General features: G+C 34.3%; 2 protein-coding genes and 1 pseudogene. 2 read left to right on the forward strand and 1 reads right to left on the reverse strand.

Annotated elements, in window-relative coordinates:
- Nucleotides 1–537, forward strand: a pseudogene (locus ACIQZC_RS09680) (potassium transporter Kup); the annotation flags it as partial.
- Between the two features lie 30 nt (nt 538–567).
- Here the strand turns inward: ACIQZC_RS09680 and ACIQZC_RS09685 are convergent.
- Nucleotides 568–1,983, reverse strand: coding sequence for an L-serine ammonia-lyase (locus tag ACIQZC_RS09685; RefSeq protein ID WP_396139024.1), 1,416 nt, complete (start codon nt 1,981–1,983; stop codon nt 568–570).
- A 263-nt stretch (nt 1,984–2,246) separates the two neighbouring features.
- On the opposite strand from ACIQZC_RS09685, the gene dnaK reads away from it, so the two are divergent.
- Nucleotides 2,247–4,014: molecular chaperone DnaK (gene dnaK, locus ACIQZC_RS09690; RefSeq protein ID WP_396139025.1), on the forward strand; the 1,768-nt coding region annotated here is incomplete at its 3' end.

Below are 4,014 nucleotides of genomic sequence, written 5' to 3' on the forward strand. Positions count from 1 at the left end.
ACAAAAGCAGACAAAATTTCTGAAATTGAAGAAAAAATTATGAAGTCTATTTTTGCTAAAAAACCAAAACGTGCCGATGTGTATTGGTTTTTACACATTAATAGAACCGAAGAGCCTTTTACCTTAGATTACGAGGTAATTGAATTGATTAACGACAAAGTAATTAAAGTAAATATCAATGCAGGTTTTAGAGTGCAACCTAAAGTTGAATTATATTTTAAAAACATCATTAAAGAGTTGGTTGAAAATAAAGAATTAGACCTACACATTCGACCAGATGGCTCTTCAAAATATAATGCTGAACCCGATTTTAAATTCGTGGTTTTAGAAAAATTTATTTCATTTGAAAACGTATTTTCTTTCAAAGAAGGTTTCTTGTTGAATTCTTATTTTAGTTTGAAAGGATTTGGAGTTTCTGATGAAAAGGCGTTTGGATTAGATAAGAGTGATGTTGTTGTAGAAGAAATTCCATTAATCTTTCATCCTGTAACCGATTTAGTTTTGAAAAGAAAGCTTCATATTAAAAATGAGGAATAATTGATTAGTTATATTTTAAAGATTAAATATTTAACAATCGGACATATTTACTGCAACAGCTAAACCGCCTTCAGAAGTTTCTTTGTATTTCGTATTCATGTCTTTTGCGGTTTGCCACATGGTGTCAATCACTTTATCTAGAGGTACTTTCGCATTTAATGCATCGGTTTCTAATGCCAGTTCGGCGGCATTAATTGCTTTTATAGCACCCATTGTATTTCGTTCTATACAAGGAATTTGAACCAATCCACCAATAGGATCACAAGTTAATCCCAAGTGATGTTCCATAGCAATTTCAGCTGCCATTGCAACTTGCGCAGGGGTTCCACCCATTAATTCACATAACGCAGCTGCTGCCATTGCACTTGAAACTCCAATTTCGGCTTGACAACCACCCATTGCAGCAGAAATAGTAGCTCCTTTTTTGAAAATAGCACCTATTTGACCAGCAACCATCAAAAATTGTTTGATTTCTTTTTCGCCTGCTTCATGGTTTTCAATTACCAAATAATACATTAACACCGCCGGAATTACTCCTGCACTTCCATTGGTAGGAGCAGTTACTACTCTTCCTAATGAAGCGTTAACTTCGTTTACAGCTAAAGCAAAACAACTTACCCATTTGAGTATTTGACGAAATTTTACTTCGGTTTGTCTAATAATTTGCAACCAAGAATACGGATCTTCATAAGGTAAAACGCCAATTAAATTTACATGCATATCATAGGCTCTTCGGCGCACATTCAATCCACCTGGGAGAATTCCTTCCGAGTGACATCCAATATACATGCATTCAAGCATCGTATCCCAAATGCGAAGCAATTCGTTATGAATTGCCTCTTCGCTTCGCATGGTTTTTTCGTTTTCATAAACGATTTCAGAGATATTTTTATTTTCTGCTGAACAAAAAGCCAATAATTCATCTGCTTTTTCAATAGGAAATGGAAAAGTATGTAAAATTTCTTCTTTATGATGGTCTTCTTTTTCTTTCACTACAAAACCACCACCAATAGAATAATAGGTTTCAGAATAGGTAACTGAGTCAGTTGTTGCAGTAAATGTTATTCCGTTAGCATGAAATGGTAAAAAGTTTTTATTAAAAATAATATCCGATTCAAAACAAAACGGAATTATGATTTCATTTCCTAAGAAAATTTCTTTCTTATTTTTGATCGCCGAAATAATCACATCAATGCTTTCCACAGGAATATATACTGGATCAGCACCGCTTAAACCAAGCATTACGGCTAAATCTGTGGCATGTCCTTTTCCAGTTAAAGATAAAGAACCGTATAAATCTACTTTTACACCAATTACATTGTCTATTAGATTTCGGTTGCGCAATTCTTTTAAAAATTGTTCGGCAGCACGCCAAGGACCCAAGGTATGAGAACTCGAAGGGCCCACTCCAATCTTTAGCATATCAAAAACAGAAATACATTCCATACTATAAATTAATAACTACAAATATAATTAGGAATTCGCAATAAATGCCACTTAATATGGTTTTATAATAATATTGTTTACCATTTTTTATCAATAAATACAAAATCAATACTTCTTAAATTTGAATCTGCTGTCATGTTGTCAGTTATTTTGTGCTGACAAATGTTTTATCTGTCAATTTTCCTTATTTTTTGATATGGCATAAAACTTGAAATAGAAGAAATGAGTTTAAAATTGAACTATAAAATTTAACAAGTATAAAAATGAGTAAAATTATTGGAATCGACTTAGGAACAACCAATTCATGTGTGGCTGTTATGGAAGGTGGAGAACCTGTTGTAATTGCAAACGCTGAAGGTAAAAGAACCACACCATCTGTTATTGCATTTGTAGAAGGTGGCGAAATCAAAGTTGGAGATCCGGCAAAAAGACAAGCAGTAACTAATCCAACAAAAACGATTGCTTCTATCAAACGTTTTATGGGTAACAAGTACACTGAAAGTGCAAAAGAAGCTTCAACAGTCGCTTACAAAGTAGTAAAAGGTGACAACGATACACCGCGTGTTGATATCGATGGACGTTTATATACACCTCAAGAATTGTCTGCAATGACACTTCAAAAAATGAAAAAAACAGCTGAAGATTATTTAGGTCATTCAGTTACTGAAGCAGTTATTACTGTTCCAGCATACTTTAACGATGCACAACGTCAGGCTACAAAAGAAGCAGGTGAAATTGCTGGTTTAAAAGTAATGCGTATCATTAATGAACCAACTGCAGCTGCTTTAGCTTATGGATTAGACAAACAAGGTAAAGACCAAAAAATTGCAGTTTACGATTTAGGTGGAGGTACATTTGATATTTCTGTCTTAGAATTAGGAGACGGTGTTTTTGAAGTTTTATCTACAAATGGAGATACACATTTAGGTGGTGATGATTTTGACCAAGTAATTATCGACTGGTTAGCAAACGATTTTAACGCTGCTGAAGGTGTTGATTTGCGTAAAGACCCAATGGCATTACAACGTTTAAAAGAAGCAGCTGAAAAAGCTAAAATTGAATTATCAGCTTCTGCTCAAACCGAAATCAACTTACCATACGTAACAGCTACGGCTTCTGGACCAAAACACTTAGTGCAAACGTTAACAAGAGCAAAATTTGAACAATTAGCTGAAACTTTAGTAAAACGTTCTATGGAACCAGTTGCTAAAGCATTAAAAGACGCTGGTTTATCAGTTTCTGATATTGATGAAGTGATTTTAGTAGGAGGTTCAACTCGTATTCCTGTTATCCAAGAACAAGTAGAGAAATTCTTCGGAAAAAAACCATCAAAAGGAGTAAATCCTGATGAAGTAGTAGCAATTGGAGCTGCTATTCAAGGTGGAGTTTTAACTGGTGAAGTAAAAGATGTATTGTTGTTAGACGTTACTCCTTTATCTTTAGGAATTGAAACAATGGGTGGTGTTATGACAACTCTTATTGAGTCAAATACAACTATCCCAACAAAAAAATCACAAATATTCTCAACAGCTGCAGATAATCAACCAACAGTTGAATTGCATGTTTTACAAGGTGCAAGACCAATGGCTGCTGATAATAAAACAATTGGACGTTTTAATTTAGACGGGATTCCACCTGCACCAAGAGGTGTTCCTCAAATTGAAGTTACTTTTGATATCGATGCAAATGGTATCATTAAAGTATCGGCTACTGATAAAGGAACGGGTAAATCGCACGATATTCGTATCGAAGCTTCTTCAGGATTGACTCCAGAAGAAATCGAAAAAATGAAAAAAGATGCTGAATTAAATGCTGAAGCTGATAAATTAGTTAAAGAAAGAGCAGATAAGTTAAACGAAGCTGATTCAATGATTTTCCAAACAGAAAGTCAATTGAAAGAAATCGGTGATAAATTAACTGCTGAACACAAAACAGCAATTGAGTATGCATTAACTGAATTGAAAATGGGTCATGAAACACAAGATTTAGACGCTATTCAAAAAGGTTTAGATAACGTTAACGCAGCTTGGA

The organism is Flavobacterium sp., from assembly GCF_044338735.1.
GTDB lineage: Bacteria > Bacteroidota > Bacteroidia > Flavobacteriales > Flavobacteriaceae > Flavobacterium.